Annotated in this window: 24 protein-coding genes; 9 read left to right on the top strand and 15 right to left on the bottom strand. The window is 73.7% G+C overall.

Annotation, left to right across the window (positions count from 1 at the left end):
* Window positions 1-61 precede the first annotated feature (61 nt).
* On the top strand, window positions 62-502 hold the full coding sequence (locus tag BLU82_RS30195) for an ATP-binding protein (protein WP_157741355.1): 441 nt from the start codon (window positions 62-64) through the stop codon (window positions 500-502).
* A 49-nt stretch (window positions 503-551) separates the two neighbouring features.
* Window positions 552-1469, top strand: coding sequence for a DUF5926 family protein (locus tag BLU82_RS30190; protein WP_092624552.1), 918 nt, complete (start codon window positions 552-554; stop codon window positions 1467-1469).
* A gap of 204 nt (window positions 1470-1673) precedes the next feature.
* On the opposite strand, the gene BLU82_RS30185 is transcribed toward BLU82_RS30190, so the two are convergent.
* Window positions 1674-2900, bottom strand: a complete 1227-nt coding sequence (locus BLU82_RS30185; RefSeq protein ID WP_092624551.1) for an arginine deiminase — start codon at window positions 2898-2900, stop codon at window positions 1674-1676.
* Window positions 2901-2936: 36 nt separating this feature from the next.
* Between BLU82_RS30185 and BLU82_RS30180 the strand changes: the two genes are divergently transcribed.
* Entirely contained in the window at window positions 2937-3692 is a 756-nt protein-coding gene (locus tag BLU82_RS30180; RefSeq protein ID WP_092624550.1) for a glycosyltransferase, read from the top strand.
* Window positions 3685-4506 carry an arylamine N-acetyltransferase gene (locus BLU82_RS30175; RefSeq protein WP_092624549.1) on the top strand — a complete coding sequence of 274 codons (822 nt, stop codon included), beginning with the start codon at window positions 3685-3687 and terminating at the stop codon, window positions 4504-4506. The genes BLU82_RS30180 and BLU82_RS30175 overlap by 8 nt, the downstream gene beginning before the upstream one ends.
* On the opposite strand, the gene BLU82_RS30170 is transcribed toward BLU82_RS30175, so the two are convergent.
* Window positions 4498-6813: a hypothetical protein gene (locus BLU82_RS30170; RefSeq protein ID WP_092624548.1), complete on the bottom strand. Its 2316-nt coding sequence runs from the start codon at window positions 6811-6813 to the stop codon at window positions 4498-4500. The genes BLU82_RS30175 and BLU82_RS30170 overlap by 9 nt on opposite strands.
* 82 nt (window positions 6814-6895) lie before the next feature.
* Here BLU82_RS30170 and pheA point away from each other — a divergent pair, with 82 nt between their 5' ends.
* The 4 genes from pheA (at window position 6896) to BLU82_RS30150 (ending at window position 10563) form a co-directional block, all read left to right on the top strand.
* The gene (gene pheA, locus BLU82_RS30165; RefSeq protein ID WP_092624547.1) at window positions 6896-7831 is read left to right on the top strand and encodes a prephenate dehydratase; all 936 of its coding nucleotides are present in this window, start codon (window positions 6896-6898) and stop codon (window positions 7829-7831) included.
* A gap of 43 nt (window positions 7832-7874) precedes the next feature.
* Window positions 7875-9137 (top strand): serine--tRNA ligase, encoded by a 1263-nt coding sequence (serS, locus tag BLU82_RS30160; RefSeq protein ID WP_092626532.1) that lies wholly within the window; start codon window positions 7875-7877, stop codon window positions 9135-9137.
* A 2-nt stretch (window positions 9138-9139) separates the two neighbouring features.
* Window positions 9140-9949: an HAD family hydrolase gene (locus tag BLU82_RS30155; protein WP_092624546.1), complete on the top strand. Its 810-nt coding sequence runs from the start codon at window positions 9140-9142 to the stop codon at window positions 9947-9949.
* Window positions 9950-10107: 158 nt separating this feature from the next.
* Window positions 10108-10563 (top strand): hypothetical protein, encoded by a 456-nt coding sequence (locus tag BLU82_RS30150; RefSeq protein WP_092624545.1) that lies wholly within the window; start codon window positions 10108-10110, stop codon window positions 10561-10563.
* Between the two features lie 9 nt (window positions 10564-10572).
* Here the strand turns inward: BLU82_RS30150 and BLU82_RS30145 are convergent, their stop codons facing one another.
* The 6 genes from BLU82_RS30145 to BLU82_RS30120 form a co-directional block, all read right to left on the bottom strand.
* On the bottom strand, window positions 10573-11007 hold the full coding sequence (locus BLU82_RS30145) for a hypothetical protein (protein ID WP_092624544.1): 435 nt from the start codon (window positions 11005-11007) through the stop codon (window positions 10573-10575).
* A 2-nt stretch (window positions 11008-11009) separates the two neighbouring features.
* Entirely contained in the window at window positions 11010-11588 is a 579-nt protein-coding gene (locus tag BLU82_RS30140) for a bacterial proteasome activator family protein (RefSeq protein WP_092624543.1), read from the bottom strand.
* A 168-nt stretch (window positions 11589-11756) separates the two neighbouring features.
* Window positions 11757-14495, bottom strand: a complete 2739-nt coding sequence (locus BLU82_RS30135) for an FtsX-like permease family protein (protein WP_092624542.1) — start codon at window positions 14493-14495, stop codon at window positions 11757-11759.
* Complete coding sequence (locus BLU82_RS30130) at window positions 14492-15223, bottom strand: ABC transporter ATP-binding protein (protein ID WP_092624541.1); 732 nt, start codon at window positions 15221-15223, stop codon at window positions 14492-14494. Before BLU82_RS30130 ends, BLU82_RS30135 begins: the two co-directional genes overlap by 4 nt.
* Window positions 15220-15813 carry a PadR family transcriptional regulator gene (locus tag BLU82_RS30125; protein ID WP_092624540.1) on the bottom strand — a complete coding sequence of 198 codons (594 nt, stop codon included), beginning with the start codon at window positions 15811-15813 and terminating at the stop codon, window positions 15220-15222. Before BLU82_RS30125 ends, BLU82_RS30130 begins: the two co-directional genes overlap by 4 nt.
* A gap of 207 nt (window positions 15814-16020) precedes the next feature.
* Window positions 16021-16428 carry a helix-turn-helix domain-containing protein gene (locus BLU82_RS30120; RefSeq protein ID WP_092624539.1) on the bottom strand — a complete coding sequence of 136 codons (408 nt, stop codon included), beginning with the start codon at window positions 16426-16428 and terminating at the stop codon, window positions 16021-16023.
* Window positions 16429-16529: 101 nt separating this feature from the next.
* Between BLU82_RS30120 and BLU82_RS30115 the strand changes: the two genes are divergently transcribed.
* Window positions 16530-16892 (top strand): DoxX family protein, encoded by a 363-nt coding sequence (locus BLU82_RS30115; protein WP_092624538.1) that lies wholly within the window; start codon window positions 16530-16532, stop codon window positions 16890-16892.
* Between the two features lie 3 nt (window positions 16893-16895).
* Here BLU82_RS30115 and BLU82_RS30110 read toward each other — a convergent pair whose 3' ends face one another.
* From BLU82_RS30110 to BLU82_RS30080, 7 genes are all read right to left on the bottom strand, one after another.
* Window positions 16896-17441, bottom strand: a complete 546-nt coding sequence (locus BLU82_RS30110; protein WP_092624537.1) for an NUDIX hydrolase — start codon at window positions 17439-17441, stop codon at window positions 16896-16898.
* Window positions 17442-17539: 98 nt separating this feature from the next.
* On the bottom strand, window positions 17540-18517 hold the full coding sequence (locus tag BLU82_RS30105; protein WP_092624536.1) for an NAD(P)H-quinone oxidoreductase: 978 nt from the start codon (window positions 18515-18517) through the stop codon (window positions 17540-17542).
* A 13-nt stretch (window positions 18518-18530) separates the two neighbouring features.
* Window positions 18531-19631, bottom strand: coding sequence for a TrkA family potassium uptake protein (locus BLU82_RS30100; RefSeq protein WP_092624535.1), 1101 nt, complete (start codon window positions 19629-19631; stop codon window positions 18531-18533).
* Between the two features lie 23 nt (window positions 19632-19654).
* Window positions 19655-19918 carry a DUF6457 domain-containing protein gene (locus BLU82_RS30095; RefSeq protein WP_092624534.1) on the bottom strand — a complete coding sequence of 88 codons (264 nt, stop codon included), beginning with the start codon at window positions 19916-19918 and terminating at the stop codon, window positions 19655-19657.
* Between the two features lie 42 nt (window positions 19919-19960).
* Window positions 19961-20533 (bottom strand): molybdenum cofactor guanylyltransferase, encoded by a 573-nt coding sequence (locus BLU82_RS30090; protein WP_092624533.1) that lies wholly within the window; start codon window positions 20531-20533, stop codon window positions 19961-19963.
* The gene (locus tag BLU82_RS30085; protein ID WP_092624532.1) at window positions 20530-21309 is read right to left on the bottom strand and encodes a carbon-nitrogen hydrolase family protein; all 780 of its coding nucleotides are present in this window, start codon (window positions 21307-21309) and stop codon (window positions 20530-20532) included. The genes BLU82_RS30090 and BLU82_RS30085 overlap by 4 nt, the downstream gene beginning before the upstream one ends.
* Before the next feature lie 7 nt (window positions 21310-21316).
* Entirely contained in the window at window positions 21317-22264 is a 948-nt protein-coding gene (locus BLU82_RS30080; protein WP_092626529.1) for a 2-hydroxyacid dehydrogenase, read from the bottom strand.
* Window positions 22265-22294: the final 30 nt, after the last annotated feature.

The following is a 22294-nucleotide window of genomic DNA, read 5'->3' as shown; positions in this document are numbered from 1 at the left end:
GGCACCACTGGATGCGGGTGGCGTGGGTCCGGTGAAGGGAGATCAACCAGTGGGTCGAGTCGTGGCCACGAGGCGTGAGGCTCGATCCAACAGCGCACGCTCCGTCGAGCTGACCGGTGAGGTCAGCAACGTGCCGCACGCTCGCCACCTGGTCGCCGAAGACCTTCGCAACACCAACGTCTCTCCCACGGTCATCGAGAACGCGCTCATCGTCGTCACCGAGCTCGTCACCAACGCCATCCTGCACGCGCAGCCGCTGCCGCTCAGCGGCACCCGCACCGGGGTCGTGCTGCAGTGGGCGGTCCTGGGCGACGACGTCCTCATCGAGGTCAGCGACGGCGGCGGCTCCGAGCGCCCGCGCGTGCGCCAGGCGACGTCCACCGAGGACCAAGGCCGCGGGCTGTCCATCGTCGACGCCATCGCGCGCGAGTGGCGGGTGCGCTCCGAGCCCGGCCGGGTGACGGTGCACGCCGTCGTCGGCCCGTGGAACTCCGGCGCCTGACGCCGTCCGGCTCACACCCGGCGGCCGGAACCGGCTACCCTCGCCTGTCGTGAGTGCCACTACCGAAGTTCCCGTCGTCGGCCCCCGCCAGCCCTGCCCGTGCGGCTCGGGCAAGCGCTACAAGGTCTGCCACGGCAAGCAGGCCCGCGACGCCGAGCGGCAGTACGTCGTCCGGCCGTTCGCCGGGCTGCCGGGCGAGTGCGACTGGGTGGCCATGCGCGAGATCGTGTCCGCCGCCACCGCGCCGCTGCGGCTGGCCTCGGGCGACGACCGCTCCGTCGTCGTCTGCACGCTGCTGCCGGGCGCGTTCCCGGCGCTGGTGCGCGAGAACGGCGAGATCCTGCTGGCGCTGCAGACCATGACGTCCACCGGCGACCCCGCCGCCGACCTCGGGCACACGCTGGCCGCGGCGCTCGAGACCGAGCCCGGCTCGACGGTGAGCCCGGCGCCGCGCACGGCCGGCGCGCCCCGTCTGCACGACCTCATCGACACCGACGCGGAATTCCAGGTGACGGTTCACGACGGATTCGACTACTGGTTGGATCCCGAGTCGGATGCTGCTTCGGAGGCCAAGGCGGCGCTCGAAGAGGCCAATTCGGCCGTCGTTCCGGCGGCCCGGCTGACGTCGGTCGAGGCGGCCTACTGGTGCAGCCTCGGCGACCGCGACCAGGTCCGCTGGGTACTCCCGTACGACGAGGAGCCGCTGCTCGACGGGCTGGCACGGCTGCACGCCGCGGGTGACGACACGCTCGGCGAGGGCACCCGGCTGCTCGGCACGTTCCGCGCCGCCGGCCTGCTCGTCCCGGTCTGGGATCTGGTCGACGGCACGCCCGCCGACGCCGTCGAGGAACCCGCCGCCGCGCTGGGCGAACGGCTGGCCGCGGCGGTGGCCGAGAAGGCGCCGCTGACGTCCGAGCAGCGCCGCGCGCGGGCCGGCCTCGCGAACCGTCAGGTGACCATCCGCTGACGTCACCGGCGCCCGGTGCAGAGAAGACCCCGACCGCTCACGACGGGGGAACACGAGCGACCGGGGCCTCTTTGGAGCTTACCGCCTACCAAGGGTAGAAGTTCCACTGATTGGCGACTTCTTGAGATTCATTCCGTTACGTTCCGGTCTCGACCGGTCTGTACCGTTGTCGAAACGGTGCCGTGGCGCGAGGTAACTCCGGCGTCAGTGCGGGTTCGCCAGCGCGGAGTCGCGGCGGATCGGGCACGACATGCACCGCGGCCCGCCCCGGCCGGAGCCCAGCTCGCTGCCGGCGATGCGCAGCACCTCGATGCCGGCGTCCTCGAGCCGGGCGTTTGTCTCGATGTTGCGCTCGTAGGCGACGGCCAGCCGCGGCCCGATGGCCAGCGTGTTGTTGCCGTCGTCCCACTGCTCACGCTCGGCGGTGACGGGGTCGAGGCCGGTCTCGACGATGCGCAGCGCGTCGATGCCCATGGCCGCCGCGGCCGCCTCGACGAACGGCGCCGGCTCGGGGTCGATGACGAGGTCGTCGCCGGACCACCGCAGGGCGACCGCCGTCAGCTCGTCGGCGACGTTCGGGTACATGACGATGGCGTCGTGGTCGACCATCGTGAGCACGGTGTCGAGGTGCATCGTGGCGCGGTCCTGCGCGATCGGGACGGCCAGGACGGTGTGCGCGAGGCCGCCGCTGAGCACGTTGCGGGCCAGCCGCTCGACGCCGGCCGGCGTGGTGCGCTCGCCGGTGCCGACCGCGACGACACCGGGCCCGAGCAGCAGCACGTCGCCGCCCTCGAGGTTCTCCAGCTGCGGTCCGTACACCTCCGGCATCCCGGCGAAGCGCGGGTGGTGCCGGTAGATCGCCGACGTCAGGCTGGTCTCGCGGCGCCGCGCGGCCATGGCGAGGCTGGTGACGGCGACGTGGTCGCCGATGCGCACGCTGGAGTCGCGGGTGAACAAGAGGTTCGGCAGCGGGTCGATCACGAAGTCGTGGGGGTCCATCAGCCGATAGGTGAGCCCGCGGCCGGACCGCAGCTCCTCGTGCGCAAGCCCGGCCATGAGCACCTGGGCGAGGTCGTCGGGGTGCAGCCCGCCGAGGTGTGACCGGAGCACGTCGCGCAAGGTGTCGCCGTGGCGTGGGTCGGCCAGCGCCGCCTCGACGCACTCGTGGCGCGCGTCGTCGCCGGACAGCGTCTGCGTCAGCAGGTCGGCGAGGTAGAGCACCTCGACGCCGTGATCGCGCAGCGTGCCGGCGAACGCGTCGTGCTCCTCCTGCGCTCGGCCCACCCAGGGGACGCCGTCGAACAGCAGCTTGTCGTTGTTGCGCGGTGTGAGCCGCTTCAGCTCCGGACCGGGCCGGTGCAGCATGACGGTGCGCAGCCGCCCGACCTCGGAGTCGGCGGCGTCGACGGTGGTGGACGCGGACGTTGTCATCGAGAGCAGAGGCTACAGCCCCTAAGCTTGGCGCCCATGACCACCGAGGACCCACGGGCCGACGGCGTCGCCGCGATCATCCCGGCCAAGGACGAGCAGGACCGCATCGCGGCCACCGTCGAGGCCACCAAGAGCATCCCGGGGGTCGATCTCGTCGTCGTGGTCGACGACGGCTCCGCCGACCGCACGTCCGCCACGGCCACCGAGGCCGGCGCCATCGTCGTCGGGCACGCCCGCAACCGCGGCAAGGCCGCCGCCATGGAGACCGGCGCCACGGCGCTGGCCGCCATCGAGGCGCGCGAGACCGGCCGCACGGCGCCGCGCGCGCTGCTCTTCCTCGACGCCGACCTCGAGTCGACGGCGGGCAACGCGAAGCCGCTGATCGGCCCGGTCCTGGCCGGTGAGGCCGACATGACCATCGGCGTGCTGCCCGCCCAGCGCACCGAGGGCGGCGGCCGCGGGCTCGTGGTCGACCTCGCCCGCACCGGCATCGAGCGGGCCACCGGCTGGACGGCCACGCAGCCGCTGTCCGGCCAGCGCTGCCTCACCCGGCCCGCGTTCGAGGCCGCGCTGCCGCTGGCCGAGGGGTTCGGCGTCGAGACCGGCCTCACCATCGACCTGCTGCGGGCCGGCTTCCGCGTCGTCGAGGTCGACGTCGAGTTCCATCACCGCGTCACCGGCACCGACCTCAAGGCCCAGCTGCACCGCGGCAAGCAGTACGCCCACGTCATGCGGGCGCTGGTCACCCGCGGCATCCGCCCGTCCGCCCCGGCCCGGTTCCGCCGTGTCTGACGCCTGGGAGACCGATCGGCTCGATCTCGACGGCTACCTGGGCCGGCTGGGCATCGCGCAGCGCCCGCCGAGCCGGGCGGCCCTCGACGAGTTGCACGAGGCGCACGTCCGCACGTTCACCTTCGACAACGTCGACGTCCTGCTCGACCAACATCCGGGGGTGGGGCTGCCCGCCGTCCAGGCGAAGTTCGCCGGCCGCGGTCGTGGCGGCTACTGCTTCGAGCACTCGACGATCGTCGCCGCGGCGCTGCAGCGGCTCGGCTACGACGTCGTCCGGCATCTCGGCCGCGTCGGCGACCCCGCGGCCGGCACCCAGCAGGGCCGCAGCCACATGGTCGTCGAGGTCGTCCTGGACGGCGAACGGCTGCTCTGCGACCCCGGGTTCGGCATGGGCCTGCTGCGGCCGACGCCGCTGGCCGACGGCGCCGAGTCCGACCAGGACGGCTGGCCGTACCGCGTCGTCAGCACCGGGCCCGGACTCTGGGGGCTGCAGCGCTTCCGCGAGGCGGGGTGGGAGCTGGCGCACACGACGGACGAGTACGACGTGAAGCCGATCGACGTCGTCATGGCGCACCACTACACCAGCACGTTCCCCGGCATCCACTTCCGCACCGGCCTCATGGTCGGCAAGCACCTGCCCGGCCGGCACGTCATGGTCACCCACCGCACGGTGACCATCCGCCGGCCCGGCGAGGCCACGGAGCACCGCGACCTGCGCGACGGCGAGCTCGTCGAGTGGCTGCGGGTGCTCGAGGTGCCGCTCGGCGCCGACGAGGAGACCCGGCTGCTGGAGCGCGTCGCCGCTCTAGGGTGACGGCGTCAGCAGCTCGCGCTCGGCGGGTGACGGCGCCGGCGTCGGGCCCTGCGACGCGGCGACCGCCGCCATGCCCAGCGGCACGCCCACCGTCAGCAGCAGCGCAGGCACAATGATGCCGGAGTCGTTGGCGGCGAACCCGGCCGCGCCGGTCAGCAGCGCCGCCCACACCAGGTACCGGAACAGCGACCAGTGCTGCACCGTGCGGCTGACCGCGTTCTCGCCGTCGGGGCGGATCAGCCACAGGATCAGCAGGTACGCCAGCGGCACCAGCCAGCCGTAGATCGGCCAGCGTTCCAGCGTGCCGAGCGACGCCTCGGCCTTGCGGAAGATCACCGTCAGCGCGTCGCCGGAGAGCAGGTCGGCGAAGAAGCTGCCGAAGTGGGTGCGCGAGCCGGGCGGGCGCAGCCAGTCGAGGAACGCGAACAGCCCGAACAGCGCCGTCGCGCCGAGCGCGGCGAGCGCCAGCTTCGCGATGGTGATGCGGGCGCCGAGGGTGCCGAGCACGAGGACGGCGAAGCCGGGGATCGCGGCCAGGATGCCGCCGACGTCGGCGCCGGCCTGCGGCGCGCCGTCGACCACCACGGCGATCATGCCGACGGCGGCCACCGCGCCAGCGGCGAACCGCCGGGACTTGCCGATGTCGAGCAGCCACTGGCCCAGCGCCGCCGCGGCCACCAAGCTGGCCACCACGAAGATCGCGAACGGGATGTTGCCGAAGCCGTAGAAGCGGCCGGCCACCAGCGGCGAGAGTCCCAGCAGGCTGGACTGCTGCAGGCTCGACCCGCTGGCGACATCGACCGCCAGCACCGTGGCCGTCACCCCGGCCACCACGCCCGGCGGGCCGTAGGCGCGCCGCCGCCACGGCCCGGCCAGCGCGACGATGGTCAGCGCCAGCGTGCTGACCACGATCGACGTCCACAGCACGGTGTTGGGCTGGTCGTAGCGCCACCACCGGGTGATGTTGGCGAGGTACGACGCCACCGGCGCGGCCGCCACGAGCACGGCCACCACCTGCACGACACGCAGGACGGCCGGGCGGAACGAGACGCCGCGCAGCAGCGCCAGCAGGGCCGCCGCGCACACGACCACCAGCAGCCCGCCGAGGATCTGGAAGAACGGCCCGGACTGGTCGCGGTAGATCGCCGACGCGCGGTCGACGCCGATCAGCTCGGACACCGTGCCCGCGGAGCTGCCCGGGTGCGGGCCGGCCGCCCGCCACGGCCGTCCGACGACGTCCTTCGCGGGGTCCTCGACGCCGGCGTAGGCGAGCAGCGTCGGCGCGATGTCGGTGAGCTGCACCAGGCCCGGCCACAGCGTGGACGACGACGTGAGCCAGTTCGGCCCGAACGTGCCGCCGTCGGCGATGGGGCCCATCGCGAGCGCGGCGCGCAGCCCGGCCGGCGGGATGGGTGTCGGCTCGTCAGGCAGCGGGATGGTGGTGCCGACGCTGTCGGACAGGCCCGCGATCATCAGCGCGGTGTCGGGCGGCAGCTGGTCGATGATGCGCTTGACCTGCTGGTCGATGGCGGCCGCGGTCTGAGCGCGGGCGTCGAGTGCGGCTTGGTCGGCGAGCTCGTCGCTGCCGTTCGGCGCCGGGTTCGACAGCCCGCCGAGGTCGACGACCGTGACCGGGCACTGGTTCAGCAGCCCGGCGCCGATGTCGCCGGAGCTCTGGTGGTACGACGCGACCCGCCCGGTGGAGTCGGCCAGCGCCAGCGCCGCGCCCGGGCCGACCGCCGTGGCGCACACGCCGGCCTCGGCCAGGCGGTCGCCGAGCAGGCCGATCTCGGCGTTGTAGGAGTTGTCGTCCTGTTGCTGCTGCAGCAGTTCCCAGCCCGGCACGACGACGCCAGGACCGTCGGGCGCGGACGTCGGCTCCGGCGGCTGGCGGCAGAAGCGGTCGCCCCCGCCGTCGGCGTCGATGTCGTGGAGGTCGGTGGAGCGGCGCCCCGAGCTCACCGTCAGCCAGCCGTCGACCACGCAGGTGCGGGTGCGGACGGTGCGCACCGTCAGCGATCCGGCCGCCTCGGAGCCCGCCATGTCATAGAGGGTGGGCATGCCCTCGGGGGTGATGTCGGGCCACGACAGGCCCGGGATGCCGAGGAGGACGACGCGCTGCTGCGGGTCGGACGTGGTGGACGGCGCCGGTGTCTCGGCGGCCGCGGGGGACGCCGTCAGGAGCGGGGCGAGGACCGCGAGCAGGGCCACGAGGAGGCCGGCGAGGCGAGCCCGGCCCGCCCGCACCCGGTGCCGTACGGCGCCGGGATGCGTGCCGCTGCTGCCTGCGCGCTCCACGTCCATCATGCACGACCGTATCCGTAGCGGGCCGATCTCACGCCAACGACGGCGCTAATTGTGGCCAGGCTGACACACTAGTCTTCTGACCATGACCGATCGTTACGCCTATCTCGGCCCGGAGGCGACGTTCACCGAGGCGGCCGCCCTGCGGTTCCCCGCCCTGGCCGGCGCGACGCTGGAGCCGTCGCCCACGGTGCACGCCGCCATCAACGCCGTGCGTACCGGCGAGGTCTCCGGCGCCGTCGTCCCCGTCGAGAACTCCGTCGAAGGGTCGGTCAACGCCACGCTCGACGAGCTGATCCGCGGCGAGCCGCTCGCCATCACCGCCGAGGTGCTGCTGCCGGTCACGTTCACGCTGCTCGCCCGCCCCGGTACGGACCTCGCCGGCATCCGGCGCATCGTCACGCACCCGGTGGCCGAGGCGCAGTGCCGCGCGTGGGTCACGGCGAAGCTGCCCGACGCCGTCATCTCCCTCGGCCCGTCGACGGCCGCCGCCGCCGCGTCCGTCGCCGGCCGCACGCCCGGCCCCGACGGCACCGTCGCCGACGCCGCCATCGCCGCGCCGCTGGCCGGCGAGCGCTACGGCCTCGACGCCCTCGCCGTCGACATCGGTGAAGACTCCGACGCCGTCACCCGCTTCGTCCTCGTCACGCCGCCGGGGCGGCCGGGGCGTCCGACCGGCTCCGACAAGACCACCCTCGTCGCCTTCATCCGCGACGACCACCCCGGCGCGCTGCTCGAGATCCTCGAGCAGTTCTCCGCCCGGGGCGTGAACCTCACCCGCATCGAGTCGCGGCCCACCGGCAACGGCATGGGCCGCTACTGCTTCGCCATCGACGTCGAGGGCCACGTCGCCGACGCCCGGGTCGGCGAGGCGATGATGGGCCTGCGCCGAGTGTGCGCCACGGTGCGCTTCCTCGGCTCCTACCCCCGCGCCGACGGCGTCCGGCCACCCGTCCTCCCCGGCACGTCGAACAGCGACTTCACCGACGCCGCGGAGTGGCTGGCGCAGCTGCGCGGCTGAAACCCCCGCGCGCTCCCGCGCCCCGGCCCGATACCCTCGGGTGGTGCTAGATCTGCGCCTGATCCGGGAAGACCCCGACCGTGTCCGCGCCTCGCAGCGAGCGCGCGGCGAGAGCGAGACCGTCGTCGACGAGTTGCTCGCCGCCGACGAGTCGCGCCGGTCCTCCCTGGCCGAGTTCGAGCGGCTGCGCGCGGAGCAGAAGCGCCTGGGCAAGCTCATCCCGAAGGCCGCACCCGACGAGAAGCAGCAGCTGCTCGCCACCACCCGTGAGCTCGCGGCCGCGGTGAAGAGCGCCGAGGCCGCCGCCGACGACGCGCAGGCGAAGCTCGACGAGCTGGCGCGGGTGCCGTCGAACCTCGTGCTCGACGGCGTGCCCGCGGGCGGCGAGGACGACTACGCCGTGCTCCGCGAGGTGGGCGACAAGCCGACCCTCGACACCGTTCGCGACCACCTCGAGCTGGGCGAGGGGCTGCGCGCCATCGACACCGAGCGCGGCGCGAAGGTGTCCGGCGCCCGGTTCTACTTCCTCACCGGGGTGGGTGCGCAGCTCGAGTTGGCCATCCTCAACCACGGCATGGCCACCGCGGTCGCCGCCGGGTTCACGCCGGTCATCACGCCCACGCTGGTGCGGCCCGAGATCATGGGCGGCACCGGCTTCCTCGGCGCGCACGCCGACGAGGTCTACCGCATCGACGCCGACGACCTGTACCTCGTCGGCACCAGCGAGGTCGCGCTGGCGGGCTACCACGCCGACGAGATCGTCGACCTCTCCGACGGGCCGCTGCGCTACGCCGGCTGGTCGGCCTGCTACCGCCGCGAAGCGGGTTCTTACGGAAAGGACACCCGCGGGATCATCCGCGTTCACCAGTTCCACAAGGTCGAGATGTTCTGCTACTGCCACGAGGAGGACGCCGCCGACGAGCACGCGCGCCTGCTCGGGTGGGAGGAGCAGATGCTGGGCGACATGGAGCTGCCGTACCGCGTCATCGACGTCGCCGCGGGCGACCTCGGGTCCAGCGCGGCCCGCAAGTTCGACTGCGAGGCGTGGCTGCCGTCGCAGCAGCGCTACCTCGAGCTGACGTCCACGTCGAATTGCACGACGTTCCAGGCCCGGCGCCTCGGCGTCCGCGAACGCACCGACGCCGGCACCCGTCCGGTCGCGACGCTCAACGGCACGCTGGCCACCACCCGGTGGATCGTGGCGCTGCTCGAGAACCACCAGCAGCCCGACGGCTCGGTGTACGTGCCGAAGGCGCTGCGCCCGTTCCTCGGCGGACGCGAGCTGCTGACGCCGGTCGCGACGTGACGATGCCCCACGGGTGGCGCCCGGAGCTGGTGGCGCTCGACGTCGACGGCACCATCGTCACGTACGCCGAGTTCCACGAGCAGCCGCGGCCGCCGGTCGTCGACGCGGTGCGCCGGGCGCACGACGCCGGGGCGCACATCGTCGTCGCGACCGGGCGGTCGATGCACTCGACGCTGCCGCTGCTGGACCAGCTGGGGCTGAAGGACGGCTACGCGGTCTGCTCGAACGGCGCGGTGGTGGTCGACGTCGCGACCCGCTCGCCGGTCGACATCGAGACGTTCGACATCACCGACACCGTCCGCTACTTCACCGCCACCATCCCCGACGCCGTGCTGGCGGTCGAGGAGCTGGGCCGCGGCTACCGCGTCACCGGTGAGTTCCCGGCCGGCGACCTCGACGGCCACGTCACCGTCGTCGAGCACGACGAACTGGTCGCCCAGCCGGTGACGCGGCTGGTGGTGCGCTGGCCCAACGGCGACCGCGAGCGGCTGCGCGTCATCGCCCGCGACTCCGGCCTGCCCAGCGTCGACTACGCGATCGGCTACACGGCGTGGCTGGACATCATGCCGGTCGGTGTGTCGAAGGCGTCCGGGCTGGCGAAGGTCGCTGCGCGGCTGGGACTGACGGCGGCCGACGCGCTCGCCGTCGGCGACGGTCACAACGACCTCGAGATGCTGCGCTGGGCCGCCGTCGGCGTCGCGATGGGCCAGGCCCCCGACGACGTCAAGGCCGTCGCTGACACCGTCTGCGGGGACGTGGAGTCCAACGGCCTCGCCGCGCTCCTCGAGACCTACTACCCCGTCCCGGAGTAGCGGCAGGTCTCGCCACTCGGACCACTCTGATCCCACGAGACCGCACGCGCACCAAACCGGACAAATACCGCTCTTCGCCGCACCGATCTTCGTGTTCTACAGTGGCGGAGCACGTCCGTCACATCTGATCAAAATCGATACTGAGGGGCACTTCCCACATGGCTGACACACTCCGCGAGATCCTTCTCGACCCGGCCCGCCGGCCCGCCGTCGTCAAGGATCTCCACCAGCTCGTCGACGCCGAGGTCTCCGACAAGAGCGGCGTCTCGGGGATGGCCGTCAAGGGCGGCTACGCGGTCCTGAAGAAGATCAACGCCGGGTTCGTCCCGGAGACCATCGACAACATGCTCGACTCCTTCGTCGAGCGTGCCGAGCCGTTCTACGCCGACTTCCAGGCCACGGGCGGCGGCTCGCTCGCCGACTACTTCGAGGGCCGCCGCACCGAGGTGGCCGACGCCCTGCTCGGGGTGTCCGACGCGCGCGCCGCGGCGTCGCAGCGCGACAGCGTCAAGAAGGTCTACGGCAAGCTGCGTCCGCAGGCGCAGAAGCACGTCGAAGAGGCGCTGCCGCGCCTCGCCAGTGTCATCGAGAGCCACGCCCGCACCGCCGCCTGACGGGCTCACTCACCCGCGTGGCCGGGCAGCGTCGACGTCGTCGAGCCGCTCGGCCAGGCGGGCCACCCCGGCCGTGATCATCCGGCCGTAGCCGTCGTCTTCTAGCTCGGAGCAGGCGGCCAGGGCGAGCGCGTGGTGCGACCGCGCGGCCGTGAGGTCGCCCAGCCGGCGGTACGCTTCGGCGACGTTGAGCTGCAGCGACGCCGCGAATCCGCGGGCGTCGAACTCGTCCGCCGCCGCCAGCGCGCGCAGGTCCCACGCCAGCTCCTCGGCGACGTCGTCCTGCAGGTCGGCCAGGTGGTGCGCCACCACACAGCGGTGCAGCGGCGTGGCCGACGACTCCCACAGCTCGGACAGGAGTGTGCGCGCCGTCGTGCGCGACTCGGTGTGGCCGACGGCGACCGCCGCGGCGATCCGCTCGAGCAGCGGATCGCCCGCCGGCATCGTCAGAGGTACATCCCGCTGCCGCGTTGGTCGCCCTCGTCGGGCATCTGCTGGCCCGGCATCGCCTGACCGGGCGCCAGCTGCACGCCCGGAGGCAGCGCCCGGCGCATCTGCTCGAGCTGCGCCCGCGCCGCCATCTGCTGCGCGAACAGCGTGGTCTGGATGCCGTGGAACAGCCCTTCCAGCCAGCCGACCAGCTGGGCCTGCGCGACCCGGAGTTCGGCGTCGGTGGGCACGTTGTCGTCGTCGAAGGGGAGCGCGAGCCGCTCGAGCTCGTCGACAAGCTCCGGCGCCAGGCCGTCCTCGAGCTCGTCGATGGAGGCCCGGTGGATCTCGCCCAGCCGGCGACGGCTCGCTTCGTCGAGCGGCGCGGCCTTCACCTCGTCGAGGAGCTGCTTGATCATGCTGCCGATGCGCATGACCTTGGCCGGCTGCTCGACGAGGTCGGTGAGCGAGCGCTGCTCGTCCTGACTGCCGGGCGCGGACTCGACGGCCATGCCGCCAGGGCCGACGACGACGACGCGCTGCTCGTCGTCCTCGTGGGTGTCGTGGGACTCGGCGTTCTGGTTGGGCTCCGTCATGGCACCATCTTCACCCCTCGGTCCCCCTCTCGGCACCTCCGGGTCGAACTTGACGCACGGTCCGTCGTTCCACCAGGCGCCGGCCGGCGGCCTCGGCCCTGCGCAGGGCGAGCAGCTCCAGCGTCCGGCGCCGCGCGGCCTGACGCGCGCGGCGCATTGTCGTGCTGTTCACTCGACCCTCCTGATCATCGGCAACCGACTCGGGGTGAAGATCACCGCGACGAGGACGGCCAGGACCGGGACGGCGACGCCGGTGAGGACGAGGCTGTCCCAGGCCCAGATGAAGCGCGGCGCTCCGAGCGCCGGCCACACCAGGTACGCGAAATAGATACCCAATCCGGACCCGATCAGTACCCCGATTCCACCCACGACCAACGCCTGCGCGCCGGCCAGCCCGCGACGGCGCCGCGGCGGCGCCCCGACGGCGGCGAGGGTGGCGAGGTCGGCCCGGCCCTCGGCGGCCGCCAGCGAGACCGCGATCGCCACGCCCACCAGCGTGACGAACGCCGCGCCGGCGGTGAGCGCCAGCACCGCGGCGTCGGCCTCGGGCTCGAACGGGGTCTCGACGGAGACCCAGGCCCCGGTCGACTCGATGGCCTGCAGCGCGGCGTCGAGCTGCTCGGGCGTGGCGCCGTCGAACGTGACGATGCTGCCCGTCGTCCGCAACTCGAAGCCCTGCGCGGTCAACGTCTCAGCCGACGCGAACGCGCCGGGCAGGCCGGAGTAGGCGAGATCGCGTTCGGCCGCGTATCCGGGGAAGCGGATCGGCACCGGCTCGCCGTCCGTCGGGTAGGTGTCGACGACGACGTCGCCGTCGTCGCGGAGGAACGAGGGATCGTAGACGACCATGGCACCGCGCTCGACGGCGTCGAGCAAGGCCTGGCCGGGCGCGCTGCCCGCGGCGGCGGCCATGACGGCCGGGTCCGCGACGGCCGCCGATGTCGATCCGCTGGTCCACCCCGCGCAGCCGGTGCACTCGGGCGACCCCTGCAGCCAGACGACGTTGTAGACGTCGTCCGGCGTGAACCGCAGCGTCGCCTCGGTGAGCCGGTGCGTGGCGGCGCCGGGCAGCGTTCTGGCGGCGGCCTCCTCGGCGGCGACGAGCTGCGCCGCGGCCTCGTCGCCGGGTAGCGCGTACCAGTCGACGTCGATGCGGATGACGTTGTCCGGCAGCGACGGCGTGTAGCGCAGCTCGTCGGCCTTGGCCGAGCCGCCGGCGCCGAACGCGACCGCCGTCGACCCCGCCACGACGATCGCGATGGCCGCGACCGCCGGAGCCGTGCGGTGCCGGTGCCGGGCGGCGTCGCGCAGCGCCAGGCGCGCCGAGAGGCCGAGCCGGTGCGCTCCGCGGGCCAGCGCCGAGATCAGCCCGGGCAGCAGCACGACGAGGCCGGCCGTCGCCACCAGCGCCCCGGCCAGCTGGATGGCGATGTACGGCGCCGTCGAGGGCTGGGTGACGTAGGCGCCGGTGCCGGAGAGCTGCTCCAGCCGGCGTCCGTACTCGGCCAGGTTCCCGGACATGATGCGGCTGGCGATCAGGGCGCCACCGGCGCCGACGACGAACAGCACCAGCCCGGCCACCGGCAGCCGCGCCGCCACCCGCGTGGTCCGGAACCGCTCGGCCAGCGCGTCGACCGGCTTCATCCGGGCAGCGCCGATGGCCGGCACCACGGCCGCGGCCACCCCGGACAGCACGCCGACGACGGCGGCGACGACCAGCTCGAGCCAGCCGAACGTCCAGTCGTCGATCAGCGCGCCGAGATACCACTCCCACAGCGGCGCCACCGCCGGCACCAGCAGCGCACCGGCCACGACCCCCAGCACCGCGCCGATGACGCCGAGCACCAGACCCTGAGCCAGCACCGTCCGTCGTACCTGCGCGGCGGAAGCGCCGCCCGACACCAGCAGCCCGATCTCGCGGACCTGCCGCCGGGCGCCGACGGCGAACGCGGCGCCGGCCAGCAGCACGACCTCCAGCAGCCCCAGGCCGACGACCAGCGCGACGAGGGCCGCCCGCTGCAGGTCGTCGACCGTCGGCCCGCCGGAGGACTCGTAGAACTGGTCCGGATCGGCGACGGCGTCGCGCGGCAGCAGCCCGACCCCGTCCGCGGCCAGCCGCCGGCCGAGCTCGTCGACGTCCGTCCCGGCCGGGAGGTCGGCCAGATAGGCCACCCCGCCGGTGGAGGCGAGGTCGCCCCAGCCGGTCTCCAGGGTGGCCGCGAACTCGGCGGCGACAGAACCCGGCGCGGCGCTGATCACCTGGTCGTCGAGGTAGAACGGGTCGACGACGAGCCCGGTGACGCGCATCCGCGGCCCGTCGTCCAACGTCACCGTGGCGTCGGACCGAAGGTCGCCGTCGTCGAGGAGGTCCAGCCGCTCGGCCAGCCGCGGCGTCACGACGACCTCGTCGCGCGCCTCCGGCCAGCGACCGCCGTCGAGCCGGAACGCGTGGTCGGTCAGCGGGCCGCCCTGCGTGCCGATGTCGAGCATGACGCCGCGCAGCGCGGTGTCGCCGTGACGCGGCCGGATGCCCTGGATCCGGCGCTCGGGCTCCAGGACGGTGCCCGGCGGGAGCAGCGCGGGTAGGTCGACGGTGCCGGGGTCGCGGTTCGGCGGTTCGTCGGGCATCGCGTTGTACGAGATGTCGACGAGCGGCTGCAGGCCGTTGGCGGGCAGCGGGAGGTCGGCCCACGGTGTGACCTCGACGATGACGTCGGCGTCGCCCATGCGGGAGTAGGCCGTGCGCTCCGGCGAGTCGGCACTGCGGTACAGGACGTCGGCGATGGTCGCGCCCGCCACCGGGAGCCCCACCAGCACCGCGATCAGCAGCGAGCGGCCGAGGTTGCGGCGGACCTGCCGCCGGGCGATGCGCAGCGCGGGCCGCCAGCCGCGCCAGGGGTGCCTCACCCGAACCCGTCCGCGGTCAGCAGCACCTCGGGCGGCGGCGCGACGCCGGTGTCGTCGACCAGTGCGCCGTCGCGGAGGAACACGACGCGGTCGGCCCAGGCGGCGTGCCGGGCCTCGTGCGTCACCAGCAGCCCGGACGCGCCGGCGTCGCAGCGTGCGCGCAGCACCCGCAGCACGTCCTCACCGGTCTGGGAGTCGAGCGCGCCGGTGGGCTCGTCGGCCAGCACCAGCCGCCGCGGCCCGATCAGCGCGCGGGCGATGGCGACCCGCTGCTGCTGCCCGCCGGACATCTCGTCGGGGAACCGGTCGGCGAGGTCGCCGACGCCGACCTCGGCCAGCGCCTCGAGCGCCTCGGCCCGGGCGGCCCGCACGCGGACGCCGTCCAGCTCGCGGGGGAGCGCGACGTTCTCGGCGGCGGTGAGCGCGGGGATGAGGTTGAGGTCCTGGAAGACGTAGCCGAGGCTGCGGCGGCGGACGGCGGCCAGCTCGCCGCGGCTCAGCGTGGCGAGGTCGGTGCCCTCGACGAGGACGGCGCCCGCCGTCGGGGTGTCGAGACCGCCGGCGAGGTGCAGCAGCGTGCTCTTGCCCGAGCCGGACGGCCCCATGACGGCGATCAGCTCGCCCGCCCGCAGCGTCAGGCTGACGTCGCTCAGCGCGTGCACCACCGTGGCGCCGTCGCCGTGCACGCGGTCGACGGCGCGCAGCTCGAGCACCGGGTCGGTGGTCATCGCCGCACGGTCCGATCGGTCTCGTCCGCTTGGACGGGCGCCGTGCTCGGCGGGTTCGCCGCGCGGGGCGCCGTGGCCAGGCGGGCCAGCCGGGTCTCGGAGTGGTCGAGCCAGCGCACCTCGGCCTCGGCCCGGAAGATCATGGAGTCGAGCACCAGCAGCCAGGCGGTGTCCTCGGATCCGTCGGCGACCGCCTTGAGCCGCGTCAGCTCCTGCAGGTGCCGCAGCGTCGCCGTGCGCTGCGTCTGCAACACCGCCCGCACGTCGACACCGGGCGTCGTCAGCGCGAGCGCCACCTTGATCGCCAGCTCGTCGCGGGGCCGGTCGCTGCCGCCGAGCGGCGTGGCGAACCAGCCGGTCAGCTCCGCATGCCCGGCGTCGGTGAGGCGATAGACGACCTTGCCGTCCTCGTCGGACTCACCGGTCTGCTCCACCAGGCCGTCGCGTTCCAGCCGCGCCAGCGTGGTGTACACCTGCCCGACGTTCAGCGGCCAGGTGGCGCCGGTGGACCGTTCGAATTCGTGGCGCAACTGGTAGCCGTACATCGGGGACCGCTCCAGCAACGCCAGCAGACCGTGACGAATCGACATGGCTACCAAGTATGCATACCCGGTATGTTCCGTCAAGCCGACGCTGGTCAGAGCGGTGTCGGCGAAGTCGCCGAGATCGTCGGCGACGTTGTCGGTGCCCGCCCGTAGGGTGGGCCCCACCCGGGCCGGGAGGGGACCGTACCCGGGCCGACGCAGCGACCCGCAGCTGGCACCGCACCCCGGCGACCGGCGGCCCCCACCCGCCGGTCAGGCGGACGGCGCCGGCCGCTCGCCCCGCGGCTCCCTGAGCGCGTCGTAGCGACGCTGACTGCGGTCGATGTCGGCGTCGTGCTCGGCCGCCCACTCTGCCAGCCGCACGGCCGGATCGATCAGCGTGCGGCCGATGTCGGTGAGCTGGTACTCGACGCGGGGCGGCACCTCGGCGTAGGCGGTCCGCGACACCAGGCCGTCGCGCTCGAGGTGGCGCAGCGTGAGCGACAGCATCCGCTGCGATATGCCGGGGATGCGCTGCTGCAGTTCGGTGAAGCGCATGCGCTCGCCGTGCAGTGTCGCGACGACCAGGAGGGTCCACTTGTTGCCGATGCGCTCCAGCACCCGGCGGATCGTGCGGCCACCGTCGCCGCGGATGAGGCAGGTTCGCTCGTACTGCGACACGGACGTCCCCTGTCAGTAACGCACACCGATGTGCCTTTTGTACCGCCTCCGATAGTCACTCATCATGTGCTTGCTTACAAGTCGTAACCATCGGACGGGCCATGGAGATCGCCTACTGGATCGTCGCCGCCGTGCTGGCAGTCTTCTTCCTCTACGCCGGCGGGAAGAAGGTCGGGCAGGGCCAGGAGCAGTTGGCGCCGATGATGAGCTGGGTCGACACCGTCCCGATGTGGCTGGTGCGCGGCATCGGCGCCGTGGAGGTCCTCGGCGCCGCCGGGCTGATCCTGCCGCCGCTGACCGATGTCGCGCCGGCCCTGGCACTCGCCGCGGCCGTCGGGTTCATCGTCCTGCAGGTGCTCGCGACCGGCCTGCACCTCTCCCGCGGCGAGGCCGGGAAGATCGGGCTCAACCTCGTCCTGATCGCCCTGGCTACCGTCACGGCCTGGCTGGCCACTACCTGGTGAGCGTCAGCGGGCGAAGTGGTTCGTCGGCACCGTCGACTCCTCGGCGGCGCTCAGCACCACCGGCCAGCGAGCCGGGACGTGCGCGGCGGCGACCAGCGACGCCAGCCCGACCGGCCAGATGGGCCGCTCGGTCCGCGCCAGCTCGTCGAGGCTCCACCAGCGGTGGCCGATGACGGTGAGCTGCTCCTCCTCCGTCAGCCCGGCCGGCTCGATCTCCTGGCCGGGCGCGTCGGCGACGAAGAAGGTCTCGGACTGGACGGCGATCTTGTCGGAGTAGGCATGGACCACCGTGCGTTCGGCGATGGGGCCGCGAACCGTGGACGGCGAGAGCCGCAGGCCGGTCTCCTCCTCGACCTCGCGAACGACGGCGTCGAGGAGGGTCTCGCCGGGGTCGACGCCGCCGCCGGGGGTGATCCAGAAGGTGGGCGCGCCGGGCGCGGACGGATCGCTGTCCTCGAACAGCAGAATGCGGCCGCCGGGCTCGAGGAGCAGCACCCGGGCGGTGCGGCGGTGCGTGACCGGCCGATCGAGATCGGACTCCAGCGACATGACCACGTTCGCCAGGGTACGCCCCCTTCGAGCACCCGTGACCGCCGATGTCGCATCGAGTCATCCGTCGCGCGTCATCGCCGCTGGTGATCGCTGTCTCAGGTGGTGAGCAGCACCTTGCCGACGTGCTCGCCGTCGGCGACGACGCGGTGGGCCTCGGCCGCGTCGGGCATCGGGACGACGCGGTCGACGACGGGGCGGACGGCGCCTGACTCGATCAGCGGCCACACGTGCTCGCACACCTCGGCGACGACGGCGGCCTTGCCGGCGACGGTGCGCCGGCGCAGCAGCGAGCCGGTGACGCGGGCCCGCTTCCCCATGACGGCGGCGAGGTCCAGCTCGGCGCGCCGCCCGCCCATCGTCCCGATGATGGTGATGCGGCCGTCCATCGCCAGCGCCTCGACGTTCCGGGCCAGGTACGCACCGCCCATGATGTCGAGGACGACGTCGGCGCCGTGGCCGTTCGTCGCGGACCGCACGACCTCGACGAAGTCGTCGGTGCGGTAGTTGACCAGGATCGACGCGCCCAGCTCGGCGCAGCGCTCCAGCTTGGCCGACGAGCCGGCCGTCACCGCGACCCGGGCGCCCAGCGCGCGCCCGACCTGGATCGCGGCCGTCCCGATGCCGCTCCCGCCGCCGTGCACCAGCAGCACCTCGCCGGCCCGCAGCCCGGCGGTCATGACGAGGTTCGACCAGACGGTGCACACGACCTCGGGCAGCGCAGCCGCGGTGACGAGGTCGACGCCGCGTGGGACCTGCAGCAACTGGCCGGCCGGTACCACGACCCGCTCCGCGTACCCGCCGCCGGACAGCAGCGCGCACACCTGGTCGCCGGCCTTCCAGCCGGTGACGCCCTCGCCGACCTCGCTGACGGTGCCGCTGCACTCCAGCCCGGGCCAGGCCGGCGCACCGTCCGGGACCGGGTACTTGCCCATGCGCTGCAGGAGGTCGGCCCGGTTGACGGCGGACGCGACGACGTCGACGATCACCTCGCCCGGCCCGCAGACGGGGTCGGGCACCTCGGTCCAGCGCAGGACCTCCGGCCCGCCGGGCTCGGTGATGACGACCGCACGCACGTGACCCCTCCGCTCAGACGCCGCCCGGCGGACGGTCCGCCGGGTCCTCGGGCTCGTCCACCGGCGGCGGCTCGTGGACGTCCTCGCGCCGGGCCCACGGGTACTCCTCGGACGGGCGGATGACGATGAGGCGGTCGCCGCGGACGAGGTGCCCGATGGCCGGCGAGTGGAACGGCAGCTCGTCGCCGTCGCGGACGACCGCCACGACGAGGTCGGCGACCTGCCGCGGCTGCTTGCCCTCCTCGCGCGGCGACACCAGCCGCTCGGCGACCTCGAGGCCGACGCCGGACGTGGTGAGGTCCTCGAGCACGTGCCCGAGTGCGGGGCTGACGGTCGCGAGGCCCAGGATGCGGCCGACGGCGTCGGACGACGTGACGACCTCGTTGGCGCCGCCCTGACGGACCAGCGCGAGATTGTCGGCCTCGCGGACCGACACCACGATGTTCGCGGTCTGGTTGAGCTGCCGGCACGTGAGCGTGGCCAGCACGCTGGCGTCGTCGCGGGCGGTGGTGATGACGATGCGGCTCGCGGCCGGGACGCCGGCCCGGCGCAGCACCTCGGTGCGGGTGGCGTCGCCCATGACGGCGACCAGCCCCTGCTCGTTCGCCTCGGCGATGGCGGCGGGGTCGGGATCGACGACGACCAGCGTGTCGGTCGACATGCCGTTCGCGAGCATCGTGGCCACCGCGCTGCGCCCCTTGACGCCGTAGCCGATGACGACGGTGTGGTCGCGCAACTTCTTCCTCCAGCGGTTGAGCCGCACCTGCTCCCGGCTCCGGGTGGTCAGTGTCTCCAGTGTCGTACCGATGAGGACGATCAGGAACAGCACCCGCAGCGGCGTGATCAGCACGATGTTGACCAGTCGCGCGCTGTCCGACGTCGGCGTGATGTCGCCGTAGCCGGTGGTCGAGAGCGACACGGTCGTGTAGTAGAACGCGTCGAGCAAGTCGACCGAGCCGTCGGAGTTGTCCGTGTAGCCCTCACGGTCGAGGTAGACGAGCAGCGCCGTCAACACCAGCACGCCGACCGCGATGATCACCCGCTTGGTCAGCAGGCGCAGCGGGTCGACCACCTCGGCCGGGGCCGGCAGGTGGACGGAACTCTTGGTCTGCACAGCGTGACGCTAGCGGACGCGGTTCACTGCAGGGTCGGCGTGGTGACGTCCGGACCGTCGTTCCAGTCGCGAGCCAGCTCGCCGGCGATGTCGAGGGCGGCGTTGACGGCAGCCGCGCCACCGCCCTTGGTGGCCGCCGCGTAGCCTGCGATGAACGCCGTCACCGGCGCGGCGGGCCGCTCCACCGTGTGCGCGGCGTCGCGGGCGAGGTCGAGGATCCCGCCGACGTCGACGTCGTCGACCGGTACCCCCAGACGTTCACACAACGCGCTCACCCAGCTGTCCATGTCACGTACCTTCCTCCCGCCGTCCGGCCCATCCTCCACTGATCATGGCCGCCATCGGGCCAGGTCGCCCGGCGTGTCGATGTCCGCGGCGCCGTCGTCGTCCGGCAGCGTCGCCACGCGCAGGCGTTCCAGCAGCGCGCGGACCGGCCGGTCCCGCGGGTCGCCGACGGCGTCCAGGGCGGCCCGCAGCGGCTCGATCCGGTACGCCGCCACCAGCGGCTGTACCCAGCCGGAGGCATCGACGACGGCGACGGCGTCGACGTTCTGCTCCAGCCCGGCGAGCAGCCGTCCGACCAGCGCCGACGACACCCGCGGCAGGTCCGCGGCGAGGACGACGACGGCGTCCGGCGCGACGTCCAGGGCGGCCAGGCCCGCGCCGAGCCCGGCCAGCGGGCCGCCGCCGGGCGGGTCCTCACGGGTCCAGGTGACCGGCGTGGACGTGTCGCGCCGCGGGCCCGCGACGACCACCTGCGCCGCGCCCGCGCCGTCCGCCGCGGCGACGGCGCGGTCCAGCAGCGTCTGCCCGCCGACGACCAGCGCGGGCTTGTCCGTCCCACCGAGCCGCCGACCGGATCCGCCCGCGAGGATCACCGCCGCCCACGGCCCGGCGGTCATGAGGCCGGCCAGTTGCGTCGGTGCCGCAGCGCCGGGTTGCGCTCACGTGCCGCCGCGACGCGCGCCGGGTCCAGCCAGGCGGCCAGCCGGCCCTCCTCATCGCCCAGGGCGGCGACCACCACGCCGAGCGGGTCGACCAGCTGGCTGAGGCCGCAGTACGCCCGCCCGGTCTGCGCCGCCGCGGCGACGTAGACGGTGTTCTCGATCGCCCGCGCCCGCAGCAGCGTCTGCCAGTGGTCCTCCTTCAGCGGCCCGCGCACCCACGCGGCCGGGACGACGAACGCGTCGGCGCCGGCGTCGACCAGCGCCCGGCCCTGTTCCGGGAAGCGGAGGTCGTAGCAGGTCAGCAGGCCGAGCCGGACGCCGTCGACGGTGAGCACGGCGGGCAGGGCGTCGCCGGCGCGCAGCCGGTCGGACTCGCGGTAGCCGAAGGAGTCGTAGAGGTGCGCCTTGCGGTACGTCGCCAGCACGGCGCCGTCGCGGCCGACCGCGACCAGCGTGTTGTACGGCCGGTCGGGGTCGTCGGACCGCTCGAACATGCCGCCCACGACGACGGCGCCGGCCGCCCGCGCCACCTCGGCGAGCGTCGCGACGAACGGGCCGTCCAGCGGCTGGGCCACCGGGCCGAGCGGCAGCGCGGGGTCGCCGAAGTCGTGCATGACCGCCTCCGGCAGCACGAGCAGGTCGGCCGAGACGCCGTCGGTCAGCCGCCGGATCGCCGCCGTGTTCTCGGCGACGTCGGTGCCGGCCGAGAGCTGGACCAGTGCTACCCGCATACGGTCATTAAAGCGGCACCGGCGTCGCGAGCGTCCCGTCGGCCAGGAACCGCTCCAGGTTGCGCAGCACCAGTTGCGCCATCGCTTCACGCGTCTCGACCGTCGCGCTGCCGATGTGCGGCAGCAGCACGACGTTGTCCACCGCGAACAGCTCTTCCGGCACGCGCGGCTCGTCGGTGAACACGTCCAGCGCGGCGCCGCCCAGTGCGCCCGACGTCAGCGCCGCCACCAGCGCGTCCTGGTCGACGACGCTGCCGCGCGCGACGTTGACGAGGAAGCCGGACGGCCCGAGCGCCGCGATGACGTCGGCGGAGACCAGCGCCTGGGTGCCCGGGCCGCCGGGGGTGACGACGATGAGCGCGTCCACGGACCGGGCCAGCTCCACCGGCGAGGCCGCGTACGCGTACGGGACGTCGTCGACGCGGCGGCGGTTGTGGTAGCTGACGGTGCAGCCGAACGCCTCGAGCCGGTGCGCGATGGCGGCGCCGATGCGGCCGAGCCCGAGGATGCCGACGTGGGTACCGCTGACCCGGCGCCGAAGGGGCGCCTTGTCGCCGGCCGCCCACGCGCCGCGCCGGACGAACCGGTCGCCGGCGGACAGGCCGCGGAACACGTCGATCAGCCCGCCGACGGCGAGGTCGGCGACGCAGTCGGTGAGCACGTCAGGGGTGTTGCTGAGCGCGATCCCGCGCGGCTTCAGCGCCGCGACGTCGACGGAGTCGTAGCCCACGCCGAGGTTGATGACGGCGGCCAGCCGCGGCAGCGCGCCGATCAGCTCGGCGTCCATGCCGGCCCCGGTGACCGCGACGGTGACGTCGGGCCCGTGCTCGGCGAGGAACGCCGCCCGCGCCGGCCCGGACGGCAGCCGCAGCGCCCCGTACGTCGCCAGCCCTCGTTCGGCCGTGGGATGGAGGCCGCCGACCTGCAGGATCACACCGTCAGTCACGGTCGCCAGCGTACAAGCCGGCGTCGCACGCCCTACGAT

The sequence above is a fragment of the Jiangella sp. DSM 45060 genome (assembly GCF_900105175.1).
In the GTDB taxonomy this organism is placed as follows: domain Bacteria; phylum Actinomycetota; class Actinomycetes; order Jiangellales; family Jiangellaceae; genus Jiangella.
This window is presented reverse-complemented; position numbering and strand designations above follow the sequence as displayed.

Bases quoted from the DNA above. Each gene is read 5' to 3' on its own strand.
- BLU82_RS30145 (WP_092624544.1), bottom strand. From the start codon at position 11,007: ATGCCGGCGGGCGATCCGCTGCTCGAGCGGATCGCCGCGGCGGTCGCC.
- BLU82_RS30180 (WP_092624550.1), top strand. From the start codon at position 2,937: ATGACCACCGAGGACCCACGGGCCGACGGCGTCGCCGCGATCATCCCG.
- BLU82_RS30155 (WP_092624546.1), top strand. From the start codon at position 9,140: ATGCCCCACGGGTGGCGCCCGGAGCTGGTGGCGCTCGACGTCGACGGC.
- BLU82_RS30185 (WP_092624551.1), bottom strand. From the start codon at position 2,900: ATGACAACGTCCGCGTCCACCACCGTCGACGCCGCCGACTCCGAGGTC.
- BLU82_RS30170 (WP_092624548.1), bottom strand. From the start codon at position 6,813: ATGATGGACGTGGAGCGCGCAGGCAGCAGCGGCACGCATCCCGGCGCC.
- BLU82_RS30130 (WP_092624541.1), bottom strand. From the start codon at position 15,223: ATGACCACCGACCCGGTGCTCGAGCTGCGCGCCGTCGACCGCGTGCAC.
- BLU82_RS30115 (WP_092624538.1), top strand. From the start codon at position 16,530: ATGGAGATCGCCTACTGGATCGTCGCCGCCGTGCTGGCAGTCTTCTTC.
- BLU82_RS30095 (WP_092624534.1), bottom strand. From the start codon at position 19,918: ATGGACAGCTGGGTGAGCGCGTTGTGTGAACGTCTGGGGGTACCGGTC.
- BLU82_RS30125 (WP_092624540.1), bottom strand. From the start codon at position 15,813: ATGTCGATTCGTCACGGTCTGCTGGCGTTGCTGGAGCGGTCCCCGATG.
- BLU82_RS30110 (WP_092624537.1), bottom strand. From the start codon at position 17,441: ATGTCGCTGGAGTCCGATCTCGATCGGCCGGTCACGCACCGCCGCACC.
- pheA (WP_092624547.1), top strand. From the start codon at position 6,896: ATGACCGATCGTTACGCCTATCTCGGCCCGGAGGCGACGTTCACCGAG.
- BLU82_RS30140 (WP_092624543.1), bottom strand. From the start codon at position 11,588: ATGACGGAGCCCAACCAGAACGCCGAGTCCCACGACACCCACGAGGAC.
- BLU82_RS30150 (WP_092624545.1), top strand. From the start codon at position 10,108: ATGGCTGACACACTCCGCGAGATCCTTCTCGACCCGGCCCGCCGGCCC.
- BLU82_RS30090 (WP_092624533.1), bottom strand. From the start codon at position 20,533: ATGACCGCCGGGCCGTGGGCGGCGGTGATCCTCGCGGGCGGATCCGGT.
- BLU82_RS30085 (WP_092624532.1), bottom strand. From the start codon at position 21,309: ATGCGGGTAGCACTGGTCCAGCTCTCGGCCGGCACCGACGTCGCCGAG.